Below are 26,205 nucleotides of genomic sequence, written 5' to 3'. Positions count from 1 at the left end.
GAATTGAAGACAAAGAACATCTTCTATTCATTTGCGTCTTATGCTTGTCGGGGCTGATCAAGGCGCTTGCGCTTTAGTTCTTAATGTTTAAAGTGACGTACTCCAGTGAATACCATCGCAATGCCATACTCGTCAGCCATACGAATGGAATCTTCGTCCTTGATGGACCCGCCAGGCTGGATGATTGCTGTTACACCAGCTTTTGCAGCTGCCTCGACCGTATCCGGCATAGGGAAGAACGCATCTGAACCTAATGCACTTCCTTGTGCCTTAACACCCGCTTGTTCAATGGCAATTTTCGCTGCACCAACGCGGTTCATTTGACCCGCACCAACACCAACTGTCATTTCATCCTTTGCTAACACAATAGCATTTGATTTCACATGTTTAACAACTTTCCATGCAAGTTTAAGATCCTTCCACTCTTCTTCAGAAGGCTCACGCTTCGTTGGAATTGTCACTTCAACATCATCAAGTGAAAGTGTGTCTTCATCTTGTACGAGTAAACCACCGTGTACAGATTGAAGAACTTTATCCTGTTTAGATGCTGCTTTCACATCAATTGTTAACAGACGAAGGTTTTTCTTACTTGTTAACACATCCAATGCTTCTTGGCTAAATGAAGGAGCAATAATGATTTCAAGGAAGATTTCATGTAACTGCTTCGCTGTTTCAACATCAACTTCTTCATTTAATGCAACGATCCCGCCGAAAATAGAAGTTGGATCTGCTTCATAACAACGTGAAAATGCTTCGTTTACAGACGTTCCAACACCTACTCCACATGGATTCATATGCTTAACAGCAACCGCTGCCGGCTCCGTAAACTCACGAACAATTTGTAATGCCGCATCCGCATCTTTAATGTTATTAAAAGATAGCTCTTTCCCGTGAAGTTGCTTTGCATTTGCAATTGAAGCTGTTGGTACAAATGGTTTTTGATAGAATGTTGCACTTTGATGAGGGTTTTCACCATAGCGTAGAGATTGTTTTTTCTCGAACGTGTATGTGACTGTTTCCGGATCATCTTCACCAATTGTTTTTGTTAAAAATTCAGCAATTAAGGCATCATAAGCAGCTGTATGACGGAATACCTTTGCCGCTAAGCGTTGCTTTTGCTCCAATGAAACTTCACCAGAAGCTTTAAGTTCATCCAATACAGCCTGATAATCTGCTGGATCAACAACTACTGTGACATCTTCATGGTTTTTAGCAGCAGAACGAAGCATAGAAGGACCGCCAATATCAATGTTCTCAATTGCATCTTGGAATTGAACATCCGGTTTAGAAATTGTCTCTTTGAATGGATAAAGGTTTACGACAACCATATCAATTGTTTCAATATTATTTTCTTTCAACTGATTCATATGACTAGGATTGTTACGCACAGCTAGTAATCCGCCATGGATATTTGGGTGAAGAGTCTTTACACGGCCGTCCATAATTTCTGGAAAGCCTGTTACCTCTGAAATTCCAATAACGTTTAGTCCGCTTTCTTCTAATAGTGATTTTGTTCCGCCAGTTGAAATCACTTCAACACCTAGTTCAATTAATTCTTTTACAAAAGGAACAAGATTCGCTTTATCTGAAACACTAACAAGTGCACGTTTTACTGACATGATTCCTCACCTCTATGCTTTATTTTGTAATTAGTTCTTGAATGACTTTTGGGTATAAAACATGCTCAACTGCATGGATCTTTTCAGCAATTGATTGAGCAGTATCTTCCTCTGTAATATCTACTGCTTTCTGGGCAATAATTGGCCCTGTGTCCATGCCTGCATCAACATAATGAACAGTTACACCTGTTATTTTCACCCCTGCTTCATATGCTTGTCCAACGGCATCCTTACCTGGAAAAGCCGGCAACAATGATGGGTGAATATTAATGATCTTTGATTCATAAGCAGTTAGCAGTGTTTCACCAATTAATCTCATATAACCCGCAAGAATAACGAGATCAACTTGATGTTTTTGCAAGGCAGCTAAAATTTCTTGTTCAAACTGAGCTTTTGTTTTATACTCCTTTGGTTTAAAACAGAAAACCGGAATATTCGCTGCTTCAGCTCGAGCAATAACACCTGCGGTTGGCTTATCACAAACAACTAAGCGAATATCAGCCTCTAAAGTACCATTTTTCACTTCATCTATAATCGCCTGAAAATTACTGCCATTCCCTGATGCAAAAACAGCTAACTTCTTCATTAAAATGCTCCTCCATTATATGTCACTCCAGAGCCTTCAATGACGCGACCAATTACATAACCTTTTTCACCATTTGCATCTAGTTTCTCAAGAACATCTTGAAGTACATCTTCTTTCACTGCAAGAACAAAGCCAATTCCCATATTGAATACATTATACATGTCTTCACTTTCCAGCTGTCCTTTTTCCTTTAAGTAGTCAAAGATTGCAGGCTTAGGCCATGAACCAAGATCGATTTCTGCTCCTGTTCCCTCAGGTAACATTCTTGGAATATTTTCAATAAAACCGCCACCCGTAATGTGGGCCATTCCATCAACTTGATAGGTTTTGATCACGTCTAAAACAGGTTTCACATAGATTTTTGTTGGTGTAAGCAGCACTTCTCCTAACGTTTGTGTAAAAGGCTCATATACTTTATCTAGTTCAAGCTTTTGGTCCTCTAACAGAATCTTACGAACTAATGAAAAACCATTACTATGAATTCCGCTGGATGCTAGACCCACTAATACATGACCAGGCTTAATATATTCTCCCGTTACAATTTCATCTTTTTCTACAGCACCAACCGAAAAGCCGGCAACATCATATTCCTCTTCTTCGTATAAACCTGGCATTTCAGCTGTTTCTCCACCGACCAATGCACATCCTGATTGTTCACAACCGTCTGCAATTCCTTTTACAATTTGCTCAATTTTTTCCGGCTTTGCCTTTCCAAGTGCTAAATAATCTAAGAAAAATAACGGCTCTGCTCCTTGAGCTAAAATGTCATTCACACACATGGCTACAGCGTCAATTCCGATCGTATCATGCTTATCAGCCATAAAAGCAAGCTTTAACTTTGTTCCAACACCGTCTGTTCCTGAAACAAGTACAGGCTTTTTATAATTCAATTCGCTTAAATCAAACATTCCACCAAAGCCGCCAAGTCCCCCTAATACACCTGCGCGCATTGTCTTGGCAACATGCTTTTTCATTCTTGTAACAGCTTCATAACCAGCTTCAATATCTACACCGGCTTGCTTATAAATGTCAGACATGTGTGATCCTCCTAAAAAACTAATCTAGTTATCTTGTTATTTCTGCGAAAACAATCAACAAAGTGCTAAAACCTATATGGATGTTAAACACATAATTCAGTGTAAGATTTACCACTTTGTATTGTAAAGTAAGACAGGAATCGAGCCTTCGATTCCTATCACATTTTTCCTATTTAGGCTTTTTCATGTGGTAAAACGGTATCTGCATAAATTTCGGTCGGATAGCGTCCTGTGAAGCAGGCTAAACATTGTCCTCTTGTTTCACCCTCATATGGTCGACCAAGACCTTCAAGTAAGCCTTCAACACTTAAGAAAGCTAAGCTGTCCGCCCCAATAATTTGTCTAATTTCCTCCACTGAATGATTAGAAGCAATTAATTCCTCATGTGTGGAAGTATCAATTCCATAGAAGCATGGATTTGCGATTGGAGGTGAACTTATACGCACATGAACCTCTGCAGCCCCAGCTTCACGAAGCATATTCACAATACGTCTACTTGTTGTTCCACGTACGATCGAATCGTCAACCATGACAACACGTTTTCCTTCAACAACACCACGAACTGCTGAAAGCTTCATCTTTACCCCTTGCTCACGTAATGATTGAGAAGGTTGAATAAATGTTCGACCTACATATCGATTTTTAATTAATCCTAACTCATAAGGAATTCCAGTTAATTCAGCAAAACCGATCGCTGCTGAAATACTTGAGTCAGGAACACCTGTTACAACGTCAGCATCTACTTCAGATTCAACCGCCAAGCGTTTACCAAGGTTTTTACGTGCAGTATGAACGTTAATACCATCAATATTACTATCAGGACGTGAGAAATAAATATATTCCATACTGCAAATGGAACGATTAATATTCATCGAAAAGCGTTCAGAGCGAATGCCTTCATCATTGATGATTAACAACTCACCCGGTTGAACGTCTCTTTCGTACTTTGCACCGACAACATCAAAAGCACATGTTTCAGATGCAACAACGTATGCATCTCCCATAACCCCGATTGACAATGGACGTAATCCGTTTGGATCAAGTGCAACCATCATTTCATTTTCCGTCATAATTAAGAAAGCATATGCTCCCTTAAGCATCGTTAAGGCATTTTTCACAGCTTCCTTCATATCTTGATAGCCGCTTCTTCTAATCAGATGTGCTAACACCTCTGTATCAGAAGTTGTTTGAAAAATACTTCCCTGACTTTCAAGCTGATGCTTAACCTGTGTCGCATTAACAAGGTTTCCATTATGGGCAAGAGCTAAGCTGCCACTATGTGATTTAAAAAGGAGAGGCTGGACATTTTCATACCCGCCTCCACCAGCTGTTGCATAACGAACATGACCGATAGCTGCTTTTCCTGATAACTCATTTAATTTTCCGTTTGCAAATACTTCATTGATGAGCCCTAATCCCTTCATACCTGTTAGCTTCTCACCATCGCTAGTCACAATCCCGGCACCTTCTTGACCTCTATGCTGTAGACTATGCAAGCCATAATACGTAATTTGCGCTGCCTCCGGGTGTCCCCAAATTCCGAACACTCCACATTCTTCGTTTAATCCCTTGAGTTCAGCAAGCATGGGATAGCTCCTTTCCATGCATCTTTTAACTCTTCAACAGATGCATCGACAAGTGTTTCATCCTGTTCGTTTTTAATAACTAGTTTGCCTGAGTCTGTTACTTCCCCAATACAAATTGCTTCAACTAATTGTTCAAATGCTTCTTTGTTTTCTTTTTTCACTGAAAGAATAAATCTTGTTTGTGATTCACTAAACAATGCTGCAGTTGCATCACCTTGAAGAGTTACTTCCGCACCTAGTCCTTTACCGCCGAATAATGGTTCTGCTAAAGCAACCGCAACACCACCTTCAGAAACATCGTGTGCAGATGCAACAGACTTCGCACGGATTGCTGCTGAAAGCTGGCCTAGTACTTTGCTTTCTTTGTCTAAATCAAGCTCAGGTGATTGACCAAAGATTTTTCCGTGTGTAAGCTTCTGAAGCTCACTACCACCGAATTCTGCTTTCGTTTCCCCTACTAAATAGATAAGATCTCCTGCTGTTTTGAAGTCTTGAGTTGTAATATAATCTGTATCTTCAATTAACCCAACCATTCCAATGACAGGAGTCGGATAGATTGCTGTTCCGTTTGTTTCATTATATAGAGAAACATTCCCGCCGATTACCGGGGTATTTAATACTCGACAAGCTTCACTAATACCGTCTGCCGCTTTTTCGATTTGCCAGAAAATCTCAGGTTTTTCAGGGTTACCGAAGTTTAGATTATCTGTAATTGCTAATGGAGTTGCTCCTGAACATACGATGTTACGCGCAGCTTCAGCTACAGCAATTTTCCCGCCAACTTCCGGATCTAAATATAGATAACGAGAGTTACAGTCAGTTGTCATAGCTAATGCTTTTTTCGTATCACGAATACGAACAACAGCTGCGTCAGAGCCAGGTGCTACGACTGTATTTGTACGTACCATGTAATCATATTGATCATAAACCCATTCTTTTGAAGCAATTGTTGGTTGTTTTAATAGATTAAGAAGTGTTTCTTTATAGTTATCTACTTGAATTGGCGCAACATTCATTTGTTGGAATTCTTCAAAATATGCCGGTACCTTTGAAGGCTTATGATAAACTGGTGCTTCCTCTGCAAGTGCATCAACTGGAAGCTCACAAACCACTTCACCTTTATGGAAAAGACGAAGCATTTTATCGTCTGTTACTTTACCAACTGTTACTGCTTCTAAATTATATTTCTCAAATAGGTCAACAATTTCTTGCTCTCTTCCTTTTTCGATAACTAGCAGCATTCTTTCTTGTGATTCAGAAAGCATCATTTCATATGCGGACATACCTGTTTCACGTTGTGGGATTAAATCAAGGTTCATTTCCATACCTGATCCTGCTTTACTTGCCATCTCAGCAGATGAACTAGTTAATCCAGCTGCACCCATATCTTGTATACCAACCAGTGCATCATTTTTTACAACTTCAAGACAAGCTTCTAATAAAAGCTTCTCCATAAATGGATCGCCTACTTGTACAGCTGAACGGTCTGCACCAGAATCTTCGGTTAATTCTTCAGAAGAAAATGTTGCACCATGAATTCCATCACGACCAGTTTTCGCACCAACATACATTACAGTGTTGCCAACGCCTTTAGCCTGACCCTTTTTAATATCTTCATGATTGATTAAACCAACACACATTGCGTTAACAAGTGGATTTCCTTCATATGAATTATCAAATTGAATTTCTCCACCTACTGTTGGAATTCCGATACAGTTACCATATCCTGCAATACCTGCAACAACCTCTTCAAATAAGTATTTCACTCGAGGTGTTTTGAGTTCACCGAAGCGTAATGAGTTTAAGATAGCGATTGGTCTTGCACCCATTGAAAAAACGTCACGAATGATTCCACCTACACCTGTTGCTGCACCTTGATAAGGCTCAATTGCTGAAGGGTGGTTATGACTTTCAATTTTAAATACAACCGCCTGATTGTCACCTATATCAACAATTCCTGCACCTTCACCAGGACCTTGTAATACTTTTTCACCTGTTACAGGGAATTTTTTAAGGATTGGTTTAGAATTTTTATAACTGCAGTGCTCAGACCACATAACGGAAAAAATTCCAATTTCTGTGTAATTTGGGAGACGTCCAATAATTTTTTCAATCAGGGCAAACTCGTCATCACTTACACCCATTTGTCTGTAGATTTTTTCATCTTTTATCATCTGGTTAGTTGGTTCAAGCAGTAGTGACATGAGATTCCCTCCAGTTTTTTACGATCGATTGAAATAATTTTAATCCGTCTGCACTTCCTAATAACTCATCAACTGCACGCTCAGGATGTGGCATCATCCCTAATACATTTCCGCGCTCATTTGTAATTCCTGCAATATCAACTAGGCTGCCATTTGGATTCGTTTCGTACGTAAACACAATTTGATTGTTTTCTTTAAGCGCTTGTAGTGTTTGCTCATCACAATAATAGTTCCCTTCTCCATGTGCGATCGGAATTGAAATGATCTCATCCTTTGAGTAAGCTGAAGTAAAGGCTGTATCATTGTTCTCAACCTTTAAGTTCACAGGACGGCACATAAACTTTAAGTTTTCATTTCGTTTCATAGCACCTGGAAGTAATCCTACTTCTAATAAAATCTGGAATCCATTACATACTCCGAGTACGGGTTTACCCGCTTCAGCTGCCTTTACCACTTCTTTCATTACGTTTGAGAAGCGAGCAATAGCACCTGAGCGTAAATAATCTCCATATGAAAAACCGCCTGGAAGAAGAATTCCATCAAATCGGCTTAAATCTGTCTCATCATGCCATACGTATTCTACTTCTTCACCGAGCTCATCTTTAATTGCATGATACATATCAACATCACAATTAGATCCTGGGAATACAATCACAGCGAATTTCACTTTGTGACAACCTCCTGTACCTCGTAGCTAAAGTCTTCAATCACTGTATTAGCAAGTAATTTTTCACACATTTCGCGAACAGCTGTATCTAAATCACGATCTGACTTTTCAATCGTTAACTCCATATATTTTCCGATACGAACATCTTGAACTTCTTTGTAGTCCATGCTGTGTAATGCACTCTTTACCGCGCTTCCTTGTGGATCTAATACACTTTCTCTTAACGTGACATAAACTTTTACTTTGTACATGTTGATTGGCCTCCAAGTCTAGTTAAAATAACTTCATATGCATCTGTTAAACTTCCAATATTTCTGCGGAAAACATCTTTATCAAACTTCTCATTTGTGTTGATATCCCATAATCTGCATGTATCAGGTGATACTTCATCTGCAAGAATAATCTTTCCTTCCTCTGTCATACCGAACTCTAATTTGAAATCAATTAGGCGTATATCACAGGAAAGAAAATGAGCCTTAAGTACTTCATTGACCTGCTTCGCAAGAGTTTTCAATGTTTGAACCTGCTCTGGTGTTGCTACTTCTAAAAGCGCAATGTGATCTTCTGTTATGAGCGGATCCCCTAAATCATCGTCTTTATAGTAAAACTCTACCAGCGGATTCTTAATCTCTGTTCCTTCTTCAATGCCAATTCGTTTAGAAAGACTTCCTGCTACAACATTTCGTACAACGACCTCTAAAGGAATAATCGTTACTTTTTTTACAAGCTGCTCTGTTGACGACAATCTTTTCACAAAGTGATTTTCAATGTTGTTTGCTGTTAGCTTTTCAAAAATTAATGTGGAAATTTCATTGTTTAAACGACCCTTACCAGTAATCTCTTCCTTCTTCTCACCGTTAAAAGCAGTCGCGGAATCTTTATAAGAGACCCAAAGAATATTAGGTTCATTTGTTTTATAAATCTGTTTAGCTTTACCTTCATATAGTAATTCAAGCTTTTCTGTGCTCATGAAAGCCCTCCTAAAACTGAATATTGGGAACCTTTAGATTAAGTTCTGTCAGATTTTCTTACTAGCGTTTTTGTTCAAAGAGATAGCAAGGGACTTTATTAAGCCCTTGCTATTATTTTTTTAAAAGACCAAGACGTTCAAAAATTGTGTCTACACCTTTTAAGTGGTAGTTATAATCGAAGCAATCTGCAATTACTTCCTCAGATAATCTTGAAGTAATTTTTTCTTCTGCTTCTACTAATCCTCTAAAAGGTACTTGTTTTTCCCAAGCTTCCATTGCTTTTGGTTGAACAAGATCATATGCTTCTTCTCTTGTCATTCCCGTATCAATTAAAGCAAGTAAAACACGTTGAGAGTAAATAAGACCTTGTGTACGATCCATATTGCGCTTCATATTTTCCGGGAAAACAGTTAAGTTTTTCACGATGTTACCAAAACGGTTTAACATATAATTAAGAGCAATCGTAGCGTCCGGTAAGATAATACGCTCAGCTGAAGAGTGAGAAATATCTCTTTCATGCCATAACGGAACATTTTCATAAGCTGTTAACATATAACCGCGAATGACACGAGCAAGACCAGTCATGTTTTCTGAACCAATTGGATTACGTTTGTGCGGCATTGCAGAAGATCCTTTTTGACCTTTTGCAAAAGACTCTTCCACTTCACGAGTTTCACTCTTTTGTAAGCCACGAATTTCTACAGCAAACTTTTCAATTGATGTTGCTACAAGTGCGATAGATGCCATGTAATCAGCATGACGATCGCGTTGAAGAGTTTGTGTTGAAATTGGAGCTGGTTTTGTACCTAGCTTTTCACACACATATTTTTCAACAAAAGGATCGATGTTTGCATACGTTCCTACTGCACCGGAGATTTTCCCATACTCTACTCCTTCTGCAGCACGTTTGAAACGATCTAAGTTACGTTTCATTTCTTCATACCATAAACCAAGTTTTAAACCAAAGGTTGTTGGTTCAGCATGTACACCGTGAGTACGTCCCATCATAACTGTATATTTATGTTCTTGAGCTTTTTCTTTTAATATTTGGATAAAGTTCTCAATATCTTTTAATAAGATATCGTTCGCTTGTTTTAATAAGTATGATAAAGCTGTATCAACAACATCTGTTGATGTTAGCCCATAATGAACCCATTTACGCTCTTCACCAAGAGTCTCAGATACCGCTCTTGTAAAAGCTACAACATCATGACGAGTTTCTAACTCGATTTCATTTATGCGATTCACATCAAAAGATGCATTTTCACGAAGCAATGCCACATCTTCTTTTGGAATAACACCAAGCTCAGCCCATGCTTCACATGCAAGGATTTCAACTTCTAACCATGCCTTAAATTTGTTCTCTTCCGTCCAAATTGCTCCCATTTCTGGTCTTGTATAACGTTCGATCATTTCTTTTTGCCTCCGTTCAATTTTGACCCCAAATTTTATTGATCTTTTCTATATTATCCTGATTTGGTTCAATAATAAATGTTATATGTCCCATCTTACGCTTAGAAGCAGGCTCTTTTTTACCGTAAAGATGAAGTTTAGCTTGTTGCAGGAGTGAAAGATGTTCACTTACAATTGGTAAATCTTCTCCTAAAAGATTAACCATCATACCACTTTGTAGTAGCTTGGTTTGTCCTAGGGGTAGATTACATACAGAACGTATATGTTGTTCAAACTGATCTGTTTCACATAAATCAATCGTGTAATGACCTGAGTTATGTGGACGTGGTGCCAACTCATTTATATAGATTTCGTCATTGTCCGTTAAAAACATTTCAACAGCAAGTGTTCCTACAAGTTCAAAACTATTTGATAGTTTAATAGCCAGCTCTTCTGCCTTTTCGATGACACGATCCGATACTCTGGCAGGAACAATGCTTTGGTATAATATATTATCTTTATGAATATTTTCAGCTACCGGAAATGTTTTTGTTTCTCCATTAACAGATCGGGTCACAATAACTGAAATTTCTTTTTTGAATGGAACCCACTTTTCCAAAATACATGTACCGTGATTTAACAATTCTTTAGCTTTTGAGAGATCCTGTTCTTCCCGAATCACTACTTGTCCTTTGCCGTCATAACCACCCCTGCATGTTTTTAAGACACAAGGATACTGAAGCAGTTCTACAGATTGCTGTAGCTCTTCCTCCGAGTGGATAATCTGATATGGTGCTACCTGACAACCCGCATTTACGATTGCTGCTTTTTCTGTTTCACGATCTTGTGTTAGCAAAAGCAAAGAGCTTTTCTGTGGCAATGATGCATGCTCTTCTAACCAATGTAAAGCTGTATAATCAATATTCTCAAATTCATATGTTATGACATCACTAACTTTTGCTAACTCTTTAATGGCATCTAAATCATCATAGCTCGCTGTAATTTCAATATCAGCAATTTGACCACATGGACAGTCTTTTGTTGGATCTAATACAGCAATACGATAGCCCATTTGTCTAGCTGCGACTGCCATCATTCTTCCAAGCTGTCCACCGCCGATTATGCCAATTGTGCTTCCTGGTAGAATGGTTTGATTATTCAAGTTCATCACTGCTTTCCAAAACTTTTAATCTTAATTCTTCTCTTCTTGTATCTAACTTATCAGCAAGTGTTTGATCATTCGTCGAGAGAATTTCAGCAGCTAAAAGCCCTGCATTTGTTGCTCCAGCTTTACCTATCGCAACAGTTGCAACTGGAACACCTCCTGGCATTTGCACGATTGATAATAATGAATCAAGACCATTTAAAGCCTTTGACTGAACAGGAATACCTATGACAGGCAGTGTTGTTTTTGCTGCAACCATGCCTGGTAAATGGGCTGCTCCACCTGCACCTGCAATAATAACCTTCAAGCCTCTGTTTCTAGCATTCTCAGCATATTCAAACATATAATCCGGCGTACGGTGTGCAGAAACCACCTTTTTCTCATATGGAATACTAAGCTCATCTAGTATATCGCATGCAAATTTCATCGTGCCCCAATCAGAGGTACTTCCCATTATGACTCCAACAATCGGATCCATTTTTTCCCCACCTTTATCAAATCTAAAAACAAAAAAGCCCGATATTTAACTTTTCTCAACTAATAGAGAAAGTTAGATATATCGAGCTCGGATTTTTTGATTTCCGAATCGTATATACATTCACTTTCCCTCATAGTCCGATAATTTACGGTTACCGGGTAGAAACTTCTGGGCCATATTCCCAATTATATATGAGGTTCAATTTAAATTAATTATTTACATGTTTATATTAACAATGAAGCTACCCAATGTCAACGTAAAATCGAACGATTAATTTTAATACTAACTTATTGTTCGGTTTTTACAATAGTTTCCCTTCAAATGTAATCATTCTTCCACATGGGATATGTTCAACTACATTATCTCGGACCTCTTCCTTAAAAATGGGCTGCTCCGTTCTTCTAACCGGCATATATCCTTCCTTACTCATTCTGTTAAGACAATCATCAATTGTTTCATTCTCCTCAACAATAAACTTTTTCTTTTTTGGCTTTGCTGTCATTCTCATTCCTCCATGCTTACAATCCTATGTATTCTACATTCTACCACTATTTATGTAAATATATCCTTTAAATCAGAAGTGACTATTTAGGAAGTAAAAAAAGGAATGACTAAAATGATCATTCCTCAAAAAGTTTTAAATGAAGTTTAATTATGTATCATAGAAGTCACTCTTTTTCACTCATGCTTAATAGCCATTACTCTAATACGCTTGTAATCTGCCTCCCACTGCTTATCCTTATATAGAATCTGACGTAAGTTATTTTCTACATTGGTTAGCACCCTCATCTCCACATCATCGGGCAGTGAGTGAAGGAAATTCGGCATAAACATGTGTAGCCAATTTCTAAGCCCATCTTCTCCATCAAGTACTGTAGGTCGATTAAAATGCACAGCACACGTCACCTGAAAACCGACAGCCTCCATTAAAGAGGTATATTGACCAATCGTAGGAAAATACCAGGGAAGAGATTCATTTGTCACAGAATAACCTTCTTGTTGACACTGCTTTCTAAACTCATTTAAGATTAGCTCAACATTACCAGCTCCCCCAAACTCCGCAACAAAACGTCCTCCCACCTTTAAACTTTCATACATTTTTTCTAATGCTAATTTTGGTTCTTTAACCCAATGTAAGGTAGCATTTGAAAAAACAGCATCAAATTCTCCTTGGAAGTCCAACTCTAGAACATCCTTAACCTCAAAGCTCAATTCAGGATACTTTTCTTTCGCCTTCACTACCATTGTCTCTGATTGATCTACACCTAATCCATCAACACCAAAGTCGACAAGTGTATTCATTAAATCCCCTGTACCGCATCCAACATCAAGTATTCTCTCTCCAGAAGTTGGATTCAACAGCTTAACTAGATCATGACCATACTCAGAAACAAATGAATGATGCTGATCATATAAATGTGCGTCCCACTGATTTCTTCTCGTCATTTTGCACCAACCTATTTTTTATATAATATAACATCATATGTTAAAAATAGGTATTTTTATTTTAGAGGCTTGAGTTTTTACAGTAGAATACTTTTTAATATACAAAAAAAGACCAGTATTTCTACTGATCTTTTTCCTCTTCTTACTTGGCAACGTCCTACTCTCACAGGGGGAAACCCCACCTACCATCGCCGCTGAAGAACTTAACTTCCGTGTTCGGATTTCGGCTGGCGATAAGCGGCGAATCTCCGCGTCAGCTTGTTCGTCAGATCCTCATGTGCCAACTGCGCACATTAGTAGGGTGTTAAGTTAATTTATCTTCGATTATGGAGATTTATCAACGATTATTTCATTTTATCTTCGATTTTCAGCAACTTATCTTCGATTATTTTAATTTATCTACTATTCTACAAAATTCACCAAAAATCTACATACACGTAAACTCCATATCAAACAAAAAAAGACCAGTATCTCTACTGATCTTTTCCCTCTTCTTACTTGGCGACGTCCTACTCTCACAGGGGGAAACCCCCAACTACCATCGGCGCTGAGAGCTTAACTTCCGTGTTCGGATTTCGGCTTGCGATAAGCGGCGAATCTCCGCGTCAGCTTGTTCGTTCAGATCCTCATGTGCCAACTGCGCACATTCCGGTCTTCTCTCTCGGCACTTCCTTACTTGCACAGGAAGTGCTGACTTCTACGTTGCCACAGGACGTGGCGCTCTTAGTAGAAGTTCCTTAATATGCTTCTCCCAAACCTCAGGCTAGTAAGTTTACTTTGTCTCTACCTCTTTACAGACTAAACCTTCGGTTTATATTATTTTTTAAATTCATATAAAAAAAGACCAGTATCTCTACTGATCTTTTTCCTCTTCTTACTTGGCAACGTCCTACTCTCACAGGGGGAAACCCCCAACTACCATCGGCGCTGAAGAGCTTAACTTCCGTGTTCGGCATGGGAACGGGTGTGACCTCTTCGCCATCATCACCAAATAATATAAAGTTTGAAGGCATATTCCTTCAAAACTAGATAACGAATCACAATTCAATTCACTAAGCTTACGCTTTTATTAGGTTAAGTCCTCGATCGATTAGTATCAGTCAGCTCCACACGTCACCGCGCTTCCACCTCTGACCTATCAACCTGATCATCTTTCAGGGATCTTACTCACTAGTGTGATGGGAAATCTCATCTTGAGGGGGGCTTCATGCTTAGATGCTTTCAGCACTTATCCCTTCCGCACATAGCTACCCAGCTATGCCTTTGGCAAGACAACTGGTACACCAGCGGTGCGTCCATCCCGGTCCTCTCGTACTAAGGACAGCTCCTCTCAAATTTCCTACGCCCACGACGGATAGGGACCGAACTGTCTCACGACGTTCTGAACCCAGCTCGCGTACCGCTTTAATGGGCGAACAGCCCAACCCTTGGGACCGACTACAGCCCCAGGATGCGATGAGCCGACATCGAGGTGCCAAACCTCCCCGTCGATGTGGACTCTTGGGGGAGATAAGCCTGTTATCCCCGGGGTAGCTTTTATCCGTTGAGCGATGGCCCTTCCATGCGGAACCACCGGATCACTAAGCCCGACTTTCGTCCCTGCTCGACTTGTAGGTCTCGCAGTCAAGCTCCCTTGTGCCTTTACACTCTACGAATGATTTCCAACCATTCTGAGGGAACCTTTGGGCGCCTCCGTTACATTTTAGGAGGCGACCGCCCCAGTCAAACTGCCCACCTGACACTGTCTCCCAGCCCGATCAGGGCTGTGGGTTAGAATTTCAATACAGCCAGGGTAGTATCCCACCGACGCCTCCACCGAAGCTAGCGCTCCGGCTTCTCAGGCTCCTACCTATCCTGTACAAGCTGTACCAAAATTCAATATCAGGCTACAGTAAAGCTCCACGGGGTCTTTCCGTCCTGTCGCGGGTAACCTGCATCTTCACAGGTACTATAATTTCACCGAGTCTCTCGTTGAGACAGTGCCCAGATCGTTACGCCTTTCGTGCGGGTCGGAACTTACCCGACAAGGAATTTCGCTACCTTAGGACCGTTATAGTTACGGCCGCCGTTTACTGGGGCTTCGGTTCAAAGCTTCGCTTGCGCTAACCTCTCCCCTTAACCTTCCAGCACCGGGCAGGCGTCAGCCCCTATACTTCGCCTTGCGGCTTCGCAGAGACCTGTGTTTTTGCTAAACAGTCGCCTGGGCCTATTCACTGCGGCTTTTCCGGGCTATTCACCCTAAAAAGCACCCCTTCTCCCGAAGTTACGGGGTCATTTTGCCGAGTTCCTTAACGAGAGTTCTCTCGCTCACCTTAGGATTCTCTCCTCGCCTACCTGTGTCGGTTTGCGGTACGGGCACCTCTCACCTCGCTAGAGGCTTTTCTTGGCAGTGTGGAATCAGGAACTTCGGTACTATAGTTCCCTCGCCATCACAGCTCAGCTTACGTGACAACGGGATTTGCCTCGTTGTCAGCCTAACTGCTTGGACGCGCATATCCAACAGCGCGCTTACCCTATCCTTCTGCGTCCCCCCATTGCTCAAATGGTGAGGAGGTGGTACAGGAATTTCAACCTGTTGGCCATCGCCTACGCCTTTCGGCCTCGGCTTAGGTCCCGACTAACCCTGAGCGGACGAGCCTTCCTCAGGAAACCTTAGGCATTCGGTGGAGGGGATTCTCACCCCTCTTTCGCTACTCATACCGGCATTCTCACTTCTAAGCGCTCCACGAGTCCTTCCGGTCTCGCTTCACAGCCCTTAGAACGCTCTCCTACCATTGTTCGTAAGAACAATCCACAGCTTCGGTGATACGTTTAGCCCCGGTACATTTTCGGCGCAGAGTCACTCGACCAGTGAGCTATTACGCACTCTTTAAATGGTGGCTGCTTCTAAGCCAACATCCTGGTTGTCTAAGCAACTCCACATCCTTTTCCACTTAACGTATACTTTGGGACCTTAGCTGGTGGTCTGGGCTGTTTCCCTCTTGACTACGGATCTTATCACTCGCAGTCTGACTCCTGAACATAAGTCTTTGGCATTCGGAGTTTGACTGAATTCGGTAACCCGATGGGGGCCCCTAGTCCAATCAGTGCTCTACCTCCAAGACTCTCATTTCAAGGCTAGCCCTAAAGCTATTTCGGAGAGAACCAGCTATCTCCAAGTTCGATTGGAATTTCTCCGCTACCCACACCTCATCCCCGCACTTTTCAACGTGCGTGGGTTCGGGCCTCCATTCAGTGTTACCTGAACTTCACCCTGGACATGGGTAGATCACCTGGTTTCGGGTCTACGACCACGTACTCTTTCGCCCTATTCAGACTCGCTTTCGCTGCGGCTCCGTCTTATCAACTTAACCTTGCACGGGATCGTAACTCGCCGGTTCATTCTACAAAAGGCACGCCATTACCCATTAACGGGCTTTGACTACTTGTAGGCACACGGTTTCAGGATCTCTTTCACTCCCCTTCCGGGGTGCTTTTCACCTTTCCCTCACGGTACTGGTTCACTATCGGTCACTAGGGAGTATTTAGCCTTGGGAGATGGTCCTCCCTGCTTCCGACGGGGTTTCACGTGTCCCGCCGTACTCAGGATCCACTCTGGAGGGAACGAAGTTTCAACTACAGGGTTGTTACCTTCTTTGACGGGCCTTTCCAGACCTCTTCATTTACTCCGTTCCTTTGTAACTCCGTATAGAGTGTCCTACAACCCCAAGAGGCAAGCCTCTTGGTTTGGGCTAATTCCGTTTCGCTCGCCGCTACTCAGGAAATCGCGTTTGCTTTCTCTTCCTCCGGGTACTTAGATGTTTCAGTTCCCCGGGTCTGCCTTTATTACCCTATGTATTCAGGTAAAAATACTACTCCATTACGAGCAGTGGGTTCCCCCATTCGGAAATCTCCGGATCAAAGCTTACTTACAGCTCCCCGAAGCATATCGGTGTTAGTACCGTCCTTCATCGGCTCCTAGTGCCAAGGCATCCACCGTGCGCCCTTACTAACTTAACCTTCGACATCGAAGATGTCATTTACTTCATTAATAAGAGAATCACTAAACTAAGCGTTTAAACTCAGTGAATTACTTGAATTGTTATCGTTATCTAGTTTTCAAGGAACATAAAGCACAGGATATTCATATCCTATGTGTTTTATTACTTATATTGAAAGATCCAATGATCTCTCAAAACTAAACAAAATACCAAGCGTACCTCATATCCTTAGAAAGGAGGTGATCCAGCCGCACCTTCCGATACGGCTACCTTGTTACGACTTCACCCCAATCATCTGTCCCACCTTAGGCGGCTGGCTCCTTACGGTTACCCCACCGACTTCGGGTGTTACAAACTCTCGTGGTGTGACGGGCGGTGTGTACAAGGCCCGGGAACGTATTCACCGCGGCATGCTGATCCGCGATTACTAGCGATTCCGGCTTCATGCAGGCGAGTTGCAGCCTGCAATCCGAACTGAGAATGGTTTTATGGGATTGGCTTGACTTCGCAGTCTTGCAGCCCTTTGTACCATCCATTGTAGCACGTGTGTAGCCCAGGTCATAAGGGGCATGATGATTTGACGTCATCCCCACCTTCCTCCGGTTTGTCACCGGCAGTCACCTTAGAGTGCCCAACTGAATGCTGGCAACTAAGATCAAGGGTTGCGCTCGTTGCGGGACTTAACCCAACATCTCACGACACGAGCTGACGACAACCATGCACCACCTGTCACTTCGTCCCCCGAAGGGGAACCTTCTATCTCTAGAAGTAGCGAAGGATGTCAAGACCTGGTAAGGTTCTTCGCGTTGCTTCGAATTAAACCACATGCTCCACCGCTTGTGCGGGCCCCCGTCAATTCCTTTGAGTTTCAGTCTTGCGACCGTACTCCCCAGGCGGAGTGCTTAATGCGTTTGCTGCAGCACTAAAGGGCGGAAACCCTCTAACACTTAGCACTCATCGTTTACGGCGTGGACTACCAGGGTATCTAATCCTGTTCGCTCCCCACGCTTTCGCGCCTCAGCGTCAGTTACAGACCAGAGAGTCGCCTTCGCCACTGGTGTTCCTCCACATCTCTACGCATTTCACCGCTACACGTGGAATTCCACTCTCCTCTTCTGCACTCAAGTTCCCCAGTTTCCAATGACCCTCCACGGTTGAGCCGTGGGCTTTCACATCAGACTTAAGAAACCGCCTGCGCGCGCTTTACGCCCAATAATTCCGGACAACGCTTGCCACCTACGTATTACCGCGGCTGCTGGCACGTAGTTAGCCGTGGCTTTCTGGTTAGGTACCGTCAAGGTACCAGCAGTTACTCTGGTACTTGTTCTTCCCTAACAACAGAACTTTACGACCCGAAGGCCTTCATCGTTCACGCGGCGTTGCTCCGTCAGACTTTCGTCCATTGCGGAAGATTCCCTACTGCTGCCTCCCGTAGGAGTCTGGGCCGTGTCTCAGTCCCAGTGTGGCCGATCACCCTCTCAGGTCGGCTACGCATCGTCGCCTTGGTGAGCCGTTACCTCACCAACTAGCTAATGCGCCGCGGGTCCATCTGTAAGTGACAGCTAGACGCCGTCTTTCAATTTCGAACCATGCGGTTCGAAATGTTATCCGGTATTAGCTCCGGTTTCCCGGAGTTATCCCAATCTTACAGGCAGGTTACCCACGTGTTACTCACCCGTCCGCCGCTAATCTTCGGGAGCAAGCTCCCTCAGATTCGCTCGACTTGCATGTATTAGGCACGCCGCCAGCGTTCGTCCTGAGCCAGGATCAAACTCTCCAATAAAGTGTTTGATGTAGCTCATATAAATTTGTACTATTATAGTACGATTTTTGTTAATCGAAATTAACGTTGGCACGCTTGGTTTTGTTTAGTTTTCAAAGATCATTTGTAGCTTGTCCGGTATACAACTTAATTATGACCGGAATTACATCTTAACATTCATCTAAACCAATGTCAACGAAATGATGAAAGTTTTTTTGGAGTTAACTTTATCTCTCGTGACTAAGATTATATAATATCAATCAACTTAATGTTTTTCAACTGGTATTTCTTGGATCTACCTACGGAATGTTACATACCTCTGCCCCAAATAATTTATTATTGTATATAAGCATACAGAAAGTAATATTGATAACTCTTTACCGAATACATTCGTTTGAAATAACCTCTCAAATAACAGGTGATAACCAATAGGGTAAGCTATCAAATAGCTACCCAAAATAACAAAAATAAAGAGTATTATTCCTTTTTTATTTTCTACATTACTTTTAAATGTAAAGTTACGATTAAAAAAATAACTCACTGTTGCCCCAATGCTATTTCCGATAAATGTTGAAATACCATACGAAAATCGAAACAATTCTAATAGCAGAAACATGATCGAAATTCCAATAATAGTATTAAATACTCCTACAAGAATATACCTAATAAATGTATTTGATTTATTAAAGTAATTCTCTATGATCTCCACCATTAGTTTCTAAATTCCTTTCAATCAATTGTTGTGTCAAATTAAGTGTATTAATATCAATACTGTATCTTGGTCTCCTTTTAGATTCTTTATAGACCTTGCCGATATATTCCCCAATCAATCCTATTGCAATTAGCTGTAATCCTCCTATTAACCAAATAGACGTAATAAGCGATGTCCAGCCAGTTTGTGTTTCTCCTAAAAATTTTAATGTAATAAAATAAGTGCCAAATAACAGGCTAGTGATAAAAGATAGAATTCCTACTAACATAACAAATCTTATAGGAGTAATAGAAAATGACGTAATACCTTCAAATGCAAATGATAGCATTTTTTTCAATGGATATTTTGTATCGCCCGCAAACCTTTCTTTACGATCATAGTGAACAGATGTTGACGAAAAACCTATTAAAGGAACAATTCCCCTTAAAAACAAATTTACTTCCTCAAACTTTTCTAACTCTTGAATCGCCCTCTTGCTCATTAACCGAAAATCTGCATGATTATAAATAAGGTTTACCCCTAGCTTCTGCATGATTTTATAGAATCCTATTGCAGTGGCTTTCTTAAACAATTTATCAGTATCCCTTTTTTTCCTTACTCCATAGACAATATCAAATCCTTCCTTAAACTTTTTCACGAAATCCCTAATTACACACACATCATCCTGCAAATCTGCATCAATGGAAATAACGCAATCTGATGTTTTGCAAGCGGTGATTAATCCAGCCAATAGTGCATTTTGATGACCTACATTTCTCGCCAATTTTAATCCGTGTACATTTCTATTTTCCAGACTATTTTTATATACAATCGACCATGTTCTATCTTTACTTCCATCATCAACAAACAAGATTCTACTATCTTCAGATACAACGGTTTTCTCAATTAATTCATTTAATTCCTCAATTAACACCGTTATTGTCTCTGGTAACACTTCCTCCTCGTTATAGCATGGTACAACAATTGTTAAAATAGGATAACTCATGATATAACCCTCCACCTTTATAAGACTTTATATAAGTAAATTTTCCATGCAGCTGACTTTGTTTGAAAGGTCCTTTCTAATTCCAATTGATTCATATCACTGTTCTCTATAGGTACAGCTGAAAATATATAAGCTCCACCTAATTCTTTTAATGCTCCTGTGTTTAATTCAAGGTTTTTTAATGTTTTCTTTGAATTTTTTTTAAACATATAATGCTTTCCAAGCTCATCTGTGAATATATAACAACGGCCACCCCACTCATCAAAGTAAGTCCGAATGGTTTTATTTTTCTCAAGCTCCTTTTCAATAATGGGCCTAAATTTGTACTTATATGATAGAGGGTAGAAATTATTATACGTATCAAGAGTATAAAAACCGTTATATTGAGAAATTGCCGGATGTATACCAATACTTACTACCCTGTATTCTTCTTGCGGCAAGCCGATATAATGTTTAATCTCTTCAAACAGTTCTTCAGCATAAAACTCTTTTACTGAAGGTTTTTTATGATAAATAATTTCATCATTAAAACAGAAAAGTAAGATAATCTGCGCAATGATAAAGAATGTCGCATATGACCTCCAGCTTTTCCTGTAATTCCAAATAATCTTAAGTCCTAAAGCAAATCCAACATATATAACCATTGGTCTTAAAAAATGAAATCTCGCAAAATTAAATGTATCCATGACATGGAATCTTTTTGTTAATGGTAACCAGCCCTTGTAAAACCAAAATGCATACCATGCAGATAACAAGAAATTTAGAATTAAGAAATATATAAAGATCTTTTCTTCCTTCCATAATTTTTTAGAAATTATGATAGCAAAAGAAATAATAGTAACGGCTAACACAAAAATCCCATGGACTGTCATCACATGTGTGTGGCCTAGAACAAAATTTTTAAATGTTAATCGAATAACCCTCCACAAAGAAAGTCTCGCATGAAAATATTCATCCCTGCTATTTGGCTCATCATCAAATATGAAAGAGTATACTAAACGATACTCAACAATTAAATACAGTGCAGTCATGTAACAAAGAGCAAGAAGAAAATAATAATTTCGTTTTCCTCTAATAAAATCGATAACCCAAAAAACACCCATACCAAATAAAAAAAAGAAGAAGCCTAAAACTATACTTGAGTACAAAGGTAGAAGCGTTAATACAACAAATTGCTTCCACGATCTAGTTCCGTTTCTAATATGTAAAAAAGACCAAAGAGCCAGTGGCATTCCTAACGTACTAAGCATTCCAGAAGGCCAGAAAGGTGTTAATGCAAACGCTAATGCAACCCCAACAGAAATCAGATGATATTCTTTCTTTAAGAAGTGATCCTTTAGGAGTAAATACATTCCGATAAAGGCAAATACCCTGGTAATTGTTTGACTCAGTGCATATGCAATCATAGTTGGAAATACTTCATACAACCACACAATCAAACTGAATTCAGTTCCATATGCATTTCTTGGGAGTCCATTAATTACTTGGGGAACAACATCATTAGTTGAACTTAATAATTGTCCACTTTCACTTAAAACCTTATACCAAGCTAAATTTGAATCCAAATTGTCATGAACACGAATATGGGCATTCTCACCTAAAAGAAATAATGGAGATAGGTATATAAAGATAATAAATAAGGCAAATAGGATTAGAAATTTTTCTTTATTCATTCCAATATCACGCACAACATCCACACCTTTAAATAGTAACCAGATATCTAATAGTACTATTAAGATTTACAAAATCAGGATAAAAATACTAAAAAATTTTGCTGGATAAAATTCAGGATTCACAACCTGATCATTAAATCAGGAATAATTCTCTAAGGGTTTGGTAGTAGTTTAAAACTTAATATGAGGTGATTATTAGAGTAATGAAACTTTCCCTTATTTGATTACGTATTACTTTATAAATCCAATCTATGGATTGTGAATATTATGTTTGCCATAAATGTAAAATAATTGACGATAAAGTAATAATTAGATGGTAGTTTTCTAAAATTGAAATCCTAAGCTCTGATGTCCTTGAAGTAACTCTTGATGATACATACGGTGGAAAAGAAAGAAACGCGATTAGAACAGGCACACCAAACGGGGCTACTGATAGAGTAGTAATTAAGACAAAAAAGAGATCCTTTAATTTATACACAACTAATTACATTTCTATAAAAAACAAAATACTTTCTTAAATTAATCAGCCTTCAGCGTTTTTAATATAGTAATCAAAAAAAAGACCAGTATCTCTACTGGTTTTTTCTCTTCTTAAATGGGGTGTCAAACGCTACAGGGGGAACCCCTCAACTACCATGTACTGTTATTTGTTGCCGTTCCAAAATGAAGCATATCTTAAGAATTCATTATGTTATAGTTTAAAGTATCTTTCTAAAAGGATAGAGATTGGTAAGGGACGACTAAAATAATAACCTTGTAATCTGGGACTACATTCTGAAGTTATATAATTTACCTGTTCTTCCTGTTCAATCCCCTCTACAACAACATCTATATTTAAATCTAATATCACTTTAAAAATTCCGGATAACAGAATAGTATCAAAAGAATCCTTTGGTACATTTTTAATAAAGTTTCGATCAATCTTTATTACATCTATTGGTAACTCTTTAATAAATAAAAGGGAGGACGTTCCCACCCCAAAATCATCAAGGGCAATGATAATGTCCCGTTTTTTAGCTCATTCGAAAATTCTTGAAGTTCATTTAAATAAGCATCAATACCACTTTCAGTAATTTCAATTTGTAGCTTTGTAGGAGGGTAATCATATTTGATTAAGATTTCATCTAACTTATGAATAAAGCTATTATCCTTCATCTGTGTTTTTGATACATTGACTGATAGTACTATGTTTTTAAAACCTTTACAGTGTAATGAACTTATTTGCTTAATAGATTCTTCTAATACCCATTCACCAATCACTGGCATAAGTCCGTTTTCTTCTGCTATAGGAATGAAAAGCGCTGGAGAAATCATTCCCTTTGATGGATGATTCCAACGAACCAAAGATTCCACCCCAACAATACTATGGTCAACACTACAAACGATCGGTTGATAATGTATTTCTAGCTGATTCTTACTCAGAGCAAATTTTAATTCATTCTCTAATTCTAGTATATTTTTATATCCACTAACGGACGCTAAATCTTGATAAAAATATGATTGATTTTTGCCTTTTCGTTTCGCTTCATACATAGCGATATCAGCCTTCTGCAGTAATTCATTAAGGCTACTGCCATCCTGTCCATAAATGCTAACCCCTATACTTGCAGTTACAAGTGTCTTATATGTTCTTAATTGCCTTTCTTTCCCTGCCTCAGTCAGAATATCTTGGACTAACAGCTTCAAATCTTCTATCTGACTATAATTCACAACTATTACAAATTCATCTCCTCCAAATCTCGAAAATATCCCTTTTCTTTTAGAAATTAGTGGAGCGATTTTATTTGTAACACTAAGAAGTAAGAGATCCCCTATTTCATGGCCAAATGAGTCATTAACTCGCTTAAAACCATCAAGATCCAAAAACAAGACAGCTACATTCTGTTGATTTTTTTCAATTAACTTGTCAAATTCTTCATTTAAAAAATAACGATTTGGTAACTTAGTAAGAGGATCATGATAAGCTAAGCTAACGATTTCATTATGTTTTTCCTCAAGGGATTCTAACATTGAATTAATTGAATATTCTAGATCTAATAACTCATCTTTATGTCCATTACTCGTTTTAATTCTTGATCTAATCTCTTTATTATCTTGAATATGCTTTAATTGTAAGGATAAGTTTCCGATACGAGAAACAATAAAACGATTCAACAAAAACAGAATCAATAGAATTGTTGAAATACTAGTGAAAAAAATATACACTGACAATTGATTAACGCCAGACTTTTTCTGTATATAGTAATCTCTGTTACTCACATAGCTTATTTCATACACTTTATTTTCATTATAATCTTTTAAGAATAGTGATCCTTTTATTTTTTGTTCATTTAATACCTTAACTTTTGTTCTCTTCAAAAACGGATTATTAACTTTTTTCATAACAAGTTGAAGATTAAGTTTTTTTCCCATCTCCTTTATAAGCTGCTCATCTATTGTTCTCCCAACAATTAAAGTTCCAGCAGGTTTACCTTCTCCACTACTCAAGTATACTGATTCAAACGACAAAATAGTTAATCCATAATCTGTAGTTATTAAATGTGTTCTTTCATTATCCCTTGACTGAACAACTGGCAAGAACTCTGTATAAAATTCCTTTTCCAAGGTAATAAATACTTTACTTTCAAAATTATAGCCAACTTGATGTACTACCTGATTTTTATCATCTAAATAAATCATAAAATTTAGCATTGTATTTTCGAAAGTAGTTTTTTGTAGATTAACTTCCGGGAAATCTGGATATTTCCCTTTGATATACCAATATGTATCATCCCATACAGACCAGTCTAAATTTGTCCTTTTAATCATACTCATGGTGGATACCAATTGGTTATTTATCGTATCTAGCTCTCGCTGAATGTGAGTTTTATCTAATTTAATTGCATCTTCTAACAAAATTGGGCGAATCGTAGTCAATAGCAACCCTAAAAATAGCAGCATTACAAATCCAACCACTAAGAGACTTTTCGTCTTAAGCTTCATTACCTTACCCTCTTTTCGTAAAGGTATTATGCCCATCTCCCAGAAGATAGGTATTTTTACCTATTTTGATTAACTTATTTTAACATTGTTCTAACAAAATAATAATTTGTATTTTCTTCCATATGGTAAGTTCGCTGTTACCACTAACAAGTTTTAATTAACTCTCTAAACTTCAGGCTAGTAGATATATTCTGTTTCTATGTCTACCTCTTTACGAGCATACCTTCGGTTTTTTATAACTATTTAATTAAAACAAAAAAGACCAGTATCTCTACTGATCTTTTTCCTCTTCTTACTTGGCAACGTCCTACTCTCACAGGGGGAAACCCCCAACTACCATCGGCGCTGAGAGCTTAACTTCCGTGTTCGGATTTCGGCTTACGATAAGCGGCGAATCTCCGCGTCAGCTTGTTCGTTCAGATCCTCATGTGCCAACTGCGCACATTCCGGTCTTCTCTCTCGGCACTTCCTTACTTGCACAGGAAGTGCTGACTTCTACGTTGCCACAGGACGTGGCGCTCTTAGTAGAAGTTCCTTAATATGCTTCTCCCAAGCCTCAGGCTAGTAAGTTTACTTTGTCTCTACCTCTTTACAGACTAAACCTTCGGTTTATTTTACTTTTTAAATCCATACAAAAAAAGACCAGTATCTCTACTGATCTTTTTTCCTCTTCTTACTTGGCAACGTCCTACTCTCACAGGGGGAAACCCCCAACTACCATCGGCGCTGGAGCTTAACTTCCGTGTTCGGATTTCGGCTTGCGATAAGCGGCGAATCTCCGCGTCAGCTTGTTCGTTCAGATCCTCATGTGCCAACTGCGCACATTCCGGTCTTCTCTCTCGGCGCTTCCTTGATCTTCTTGCTTCTCCCAAGCCTCAGGCTAGTAAGGTTACTTTGTCTCTACCTCTTTACAGACTAAACCTTCGGTTTATTTTACTTTTTAAATCCATACAAAAAAAG

The 26,205-nt window shown here is 39.5% G+C and carries 19 protein-coding genes, 3 rRNA genes and 1 riboswitch; of the genes, 1 reads left to right on the top strand and 21 read right to left on the bottom strand.

The window, feature by feature from the left end:
• Nucleotides 1-80: 80 nt before the first annotated feature.
• The 19 genes from purH to HWV59_RS03110 form a co-directional block, all read right to left on the bottom strand.
• On the bottom strand, nt 81-1,619 hold the full coding sequence (gene purH / locus HWV59_RS03200) for a bifunctional phosphoribosylaminoimidazolecarboxamide formyltransferase/IMP cyclohydrolase (protein ID WP_102231068.1): 1,539 nt from the start codon (nt 1,617-1,619) through the stop codon (nt 81-83).
• Between the two features lie 19 nt (nt 1,620-1,638).
• Nucleotides 1,639-2,205: a phosphoribosylglycinamide formyltransferase gene (gene purN / locus HWV59_RS03195; RefSeq protein WP_102231069.1), complete on the bottom strand. Its 567-nt coding sequence runs from the start codon at nt 2,203-2,205 to the stop codon at nt 1,639-1,641.
• The gene (gene purM, locus HWV59_RS03190) at nt 2,205-3,242 is read right to left on the bottom strand and encodes a phosphoribosylformylglycinamidine cyclo-ligase (protein WP_102231070.1); all 1,038 of its coding nucleotides are present in this window, start codon (nt 3,240-3,242) and stop codon (nt 2,205-2,207) included. The genes purN and purM overlap by 1 nt, the downstream gene beginning before the upstream one ends.
• 173 nt (nt 3,243-3,415) lie before the next feature.
• Nucleotides 3,416-4,828 carry an amidophosphoribosyltransferase gene (gene purF, locus HWV59_RS03185; RefSeq protein ID WP_102231071.1) on the bottom strand — a complete coding sequence of 471 codons (1,413 nt, stop codon included), beginning with the start codon at nt 4,826-4,828 and terminating at the stop codon, nt 3,416-3,418.
• The gene (gene purL / locus HWV59_RS03180) at nt 4,804-7,032 is read right to left on the bottom strand and encodes a phosphoribosylformylglycinamidine synthase subunit PurL (protein ID WP_175638040.1); all 2,229 of its coding nucleotides are present in this window, start codon (nt 7,030-7,032) and stop codon (nt 4,804-4,806) included. The genes purF and purL overlap by 25 nt, the downstream gene beginning before the upstream one ends.
• Nucleotides 7,016-7,699 carry a phosphoribosylformylglycinamidine synthase subunit PurQ gene (gene purQ / locus HWV59_RS03175; protein WP_175638039.1) on the bottom strand — a complete coding sequence of 228 codons (684 nt, stop codon included), beginning with the start codon at nt 7,697-7,699 and terminating at the stop codon, nt 7,016-7,018. Before purQ ends, purL begins: the two co-directional genes overlap by 17 nt.
• The gene (purS, locus tag HWV59_RS03170) at nt 7,696-7,950 is read right to left on the bottom strand and encodes a phosphoribosylformylglycinamidine synthase subunit PurS (protein WP_102231074.1); all 255 of its coding nucleotides are present in this window, start codon (nt 7,948-7,950) and stop codon (nt 7,696-7,698) included. The genes purQ and purS overlap by 4 nt, the downstream gene beginning before the upstream one ends.
• On the bottom strand, nt 7,938-8,669 hold the full coding sequence (gene purC / locus HWV59_RS03165; protein ID WP_102231075.1) for a phosphoribosylaminoimidazolesuccinocarboxamide synthase: 732 nt from the start codon (nt 8,667-8,669) through the stop codon (nt 7,938-7,940). The genes purS and purC overlap by 13 nt, the downstream gene beginning before the upstream one ends.
• A 112-nt stretch (nt 8,670-8,781) precedes the next feature.
• A complete protein-coding gene (gene purB / locus HWV59_RS03160; RefSeq protein ID WP_175638038.1) occupies nt 8,782-10,083 on the bottom strand; it encodes an adenylosuccinate lyase in 1,302 nt (433 codons plus the stop codon).
• A 16-nt stretch (nt 10,084-10,099) separates the two neighbouring features.
• Complete coding sequence (gene purK, locus HWV59_RS03155) at nt 10,100-11,230, bottom strand: 5-(carboxyamino)imidazole ribonucleotide synthase (RefSeq protein ID WP_102231077.1); 1,131 nt, start codon at nt 11,228-11,230, stop codon at nt 10,100-10,102.
• Nucleotides 11,217-11,705 (bottom strand): 5-(carboxyamino)imidazole ribonucleotide mutase, encoded by a 489-nt coding sequence (purE, locus tag HWV59_RS03150; protein WP_102231078.1) that lies wholly within the window; start codon nt 11,703-11,705, stop codon nt 11,217-11,219. Before purE ends, purK begins: the two co-directional genes overlap by 14 nt.
• A 113-nt stretch (nt 11,706-11,818) precedes the next feature.
• Nucleotides 11,819-11,920, bottom strand: a riboswitch (purine riboswitch).
• 86 nt (nt 11,921-12,006) lie between these two features.
• Nucleotides 12,007-12,207 (bottom strand): NETI motif-containing protein, encoded by a 201-nt coding sequence (locus tag HWV59_RS03145; RefSeq protein WP_102231079.1) that lies wholly within the window; start codon nt 12,205-12,207, stop codon nt 12,007-12,009.
• Nucleotides 12,208-12,383: 176 nt separating this feature from the next.
• Nucleotides 12,384-13,151 carry a class I SAM-dependent methyltransferase gene (locus HWV59_RS03140; protein ID WP_175638037.1) on the bottom strand — a complete coding sequence of 256 codons (768 nt, stop codon included), beginning with the start codon at nt 13,149-13,151 and terminating at the stop codon, nt 12,384-12,386.
• An 876-nt stretch (nt 13,152-14,027) separates the two neighbouring features.
• Nucleotides 14,028-14,143 (bottom strand): 5S ribosomal RNA (gene rrf / locus HWV59_RS03135).
• 78 nt (nt 14,144-14,221) lie between these two features.
• Nucleotides 14,222-17,150: ribosomal RNA gene (locus HWV59_RS03130) — 23S ribosomal RNA — on the bottom strand.
• A gap of 213 nt (nt 17,151-17,363) precedes the next feature.
• Nucleotides 17,364-18,914 (bottom strand): 16S ribosomal RNA (locus HWV59_RS03125).
• Together the 16S, 23S and 5S rRNA genes form the textbook arrangement of a ribosomal RNA operon.
• A gap of 274 nt (nt 18,915-19,188) precedes the next feature.
• Nucleotides 19,189-19,605, bottom strand: coding sequence for a GtrA family protein (locus HWV59_RS27485; protein ID WP_102233235.1), 417 nt, complete (start codon nt 19,603-19,605; stop codon nt 19,189-19,191).
• Complete coding sequence (locus HWV59_RS03115; RefSeq protein WP_175638036.1) at nt 19,577-20,590, bottom strand: glycosyltransferase family 2 protein; 1,014 nt, start codon at nt 20,588-20,590, stop codon at nt 19,577-19,579. Before HWV59_RS03115 ends, HWV59_RS27485 begins: the two co-directional genes overlap by 29 nt.
• A gap of 17 nt (nt 20,591-20,607) precedes the next feature.
• Nucleotides 20,608-22,263 (bottom strand): DUF6044 family protein, encoded by a 1,656-nt coding sequence (locus HWV59_RS03110; RefSeq protein WP_175639964.1) that lies wholly within the window; start codon nt 22,261-22,263, stop codon nt 20,608-20,610.
• Nucleotides 22,264-22,592: 329 nt separating this feature from the next.
• Between HWV59_RS03110 and HWV59_RS27600 the strand changes: the two genes are divergently transcribed.
• Nucleotides 22,593-22,781: a SunI/YnzG family protein gene (locus HWV59_RS27600; RefSeq protein ID WP_102233239.1), complete on the top strand. Its 189-nt coding sequence runs from the start codon at nt 22,593-22,595 to the stop codon at nt 22,779-22,781.
• 173 nt (nt 22,782-22,954) lie between these two features.
• Here HWV59_RS27600 and HWV59_RS27480 read toward each other — a convergent pair whose 3' ends face one another.
• Nucleotides 22,955-23,239, bottom strand: coding sequence for an EAL domain-containing protein (locus HWV59_RS27480; RefSeq protein ID WP_175638035.1), 285 nt, complete (start codon nt 23,237-23,239; stop codon nt 22,955-22,957).
• Complete coding sequence (locus tag HWV59_RS03100; RefSeq protein WP_175638034.1) at nt 23,197-25,245, bottom strand: diguanylate cyclase domain-containing protein; 2,049 nt, start codon at nt 25,243-25,245, stop codon at nt 23,197-23,199. Before HWV59_RS03100 ends, HWV59_RS27480 begins: the two co-directional genes overlap by 43 nt.
• Nucleotides 25,246-26,205: the final 960 nt, after the last annotated feature.

This window comes from Metabacillus schmidteae, assembly GCF_903166545.1.
Classification (GTDB): Bacteria; Bacillota; Bacilli; order Bacillales; family Bacillaceae; genus Metabacillus; species Metabacillus schmidteae.
Note: the sequence above shows the minus strand (reverse complement) of the source record. Positions and strands in the feature narration are given on the sequence as shown.